Annotated in this window: 2 protein-coding genes; both read right to left on the bottom strand. The window is 68.7% G+C overall.

Annotated features, from left to right (window positions below):
- Positions 1-12: 12 nt before the first annotated feature.
- Complete coding sequence (locus A949_RS0102750; RefSeq protein WP_019354477.1) at positions 13-384, bottom strand: hypothetical protein; 372 nt, start codon at positions 382-384, stop codon at positions 13-15.
- 28 nt (positions 385-412) lie between these two features.
- A complete protein-coding gene (locus A949_RS0102745) occupies positions 413-1,282 on the bottom strand; it encodes an IS5 family transposase (RefSeq protein ID WP_026004280.1) in 870 nt (289 codons plus the stop codon).
- Positions 1,283-1,343 lie beyond the last annotated feature (61 nt).

Raw genomic sequence — 1,343 nt, 5'->3', positions numbered from 1 at the left:
CTAGGCCGTGTTTTAGAACTCGCTGACCTGCCTGGTTGGCCGTCCGGGGAAGTCGCGGGCGGCCAACCAGGTGGTGAGGTCGCGGGCGATGTCGTTGATGCTGGTTGCCGTGGTGACCTCGTGCTCGTTGCGGGTGGTGTCACGGCGGACGATCTCGTAGCCGCCTTCGTCGAGGACGGCCACGGAGGCGAACCAGAGGGGGTCGTCCTGGTCGGGCTGGACGACCACGAAGGTGTTGTCGGAGTTGTTGAGGTCGCTGATCATCATGAACAGCGCGTCCTCGGAGGGGTCGTCGATGCGGTCGCCGTTCTCGCTGTCGGCGCCGTAGTACTGAGCCCCCATCGTTGCCTCTCCCTCGCTGTCGACCGTGGTCGCGGTCAGCATGGCATGAGGAACCCGAAGCTCAGGCCGATCACAGCCATTCGCCGATCGCGCCGATCAGGACGGTGGCTTCGAAGCGGACGGCGAGCTTGTCGAACCGGGTGGCGACCGCGCGGTTGCGCTTGAGCCGGTTGATCCCGCACTCGACCGCGTGCCGGGCTTTGTAGTCCTCGCGATCGAAGGCAGGAGGCCGCCCGCCGGCCTTCCCGCGCCGCTTGCGGTTGGCGGCCTGGTCGGCAGGCTCCGGGATCGTGCAGCGGATTCCGCGCTTTCGAAGGCAGGCCCGGTTGGCGCGGGAGGAGTACGCCTTGTCGCCCCGCACTCGCAGCGGCCGGACACGGGGACGGCCCGGTCCGGTGCGGGGCACTCGGATGCCTTCCAGGACGGCGGCGAACTGAGGACTGTCACCGCGCTGGCCGGCGGTGACCAGCAGAGACAGGGGCCGTTGGCCTTGCTCGCAAGCCAGATGAATCTTGGTGGTGAAGCCTCCCCGTGACCGGCCCAGACCGTGGTCCTCGGGCTCGGTGCGGGATCCGCCCGGCGGATCCTTCTGAGCCTGGCCGTCGCGGCGGGCACCGGCGGCATGCTGATGGGCCCGGCAGATCGTGGAGTCGACGTTGACCTCCCACGTGATCAGTCCGTCCGCGTCCGCCCGGGCTTGCAGCCGGGTCAGCAGTTCGAGCCAGGTGCCGTCGCGTTGCCAGCGGCGAAAGAGTCCGTAGACCGTCTGCCACGGCCCGTACTCCGACGGCAGATCACGCCACGGAGCACCGGTCCGCACCCGCCACCGAATCCCGTCTATGAGCTTGCGCCGGCCCAACGACGGCCGCCCCAGCACCGCGACCGGCAACAGCGGCTCCACTACAGCCCACTGCCCGTCAGAAAGATCCCCTCGCCCCACACCGCGATCATCGCGACCCGGGACGAGGAGCAGAACCGACTTTCAAAACACGGCCTAGCCC

This window comes from Streptomyces sp. AA1529 (assembly GCF_000280905.1).
GTDB lineage: Bacteria > Actinomycetota > Actinomycetes > Streptomycetales > Streptomycetaceae > Streptomyces.
Note: the sequence above shows the minus strand (reverse complement) of the source record. Positions and strands in the feature narration are given on the sequence as shown.

What these genes read in the sequence shown, in the direction of transcription:
- A949_RS0102750 (WP_019354477.1), bottom strand. Translation starts at nt 384, where the DNA reads ATGCTGACCGCGACCACGGTCGACAGCGAGGGAGAGGCAACGATGGGG.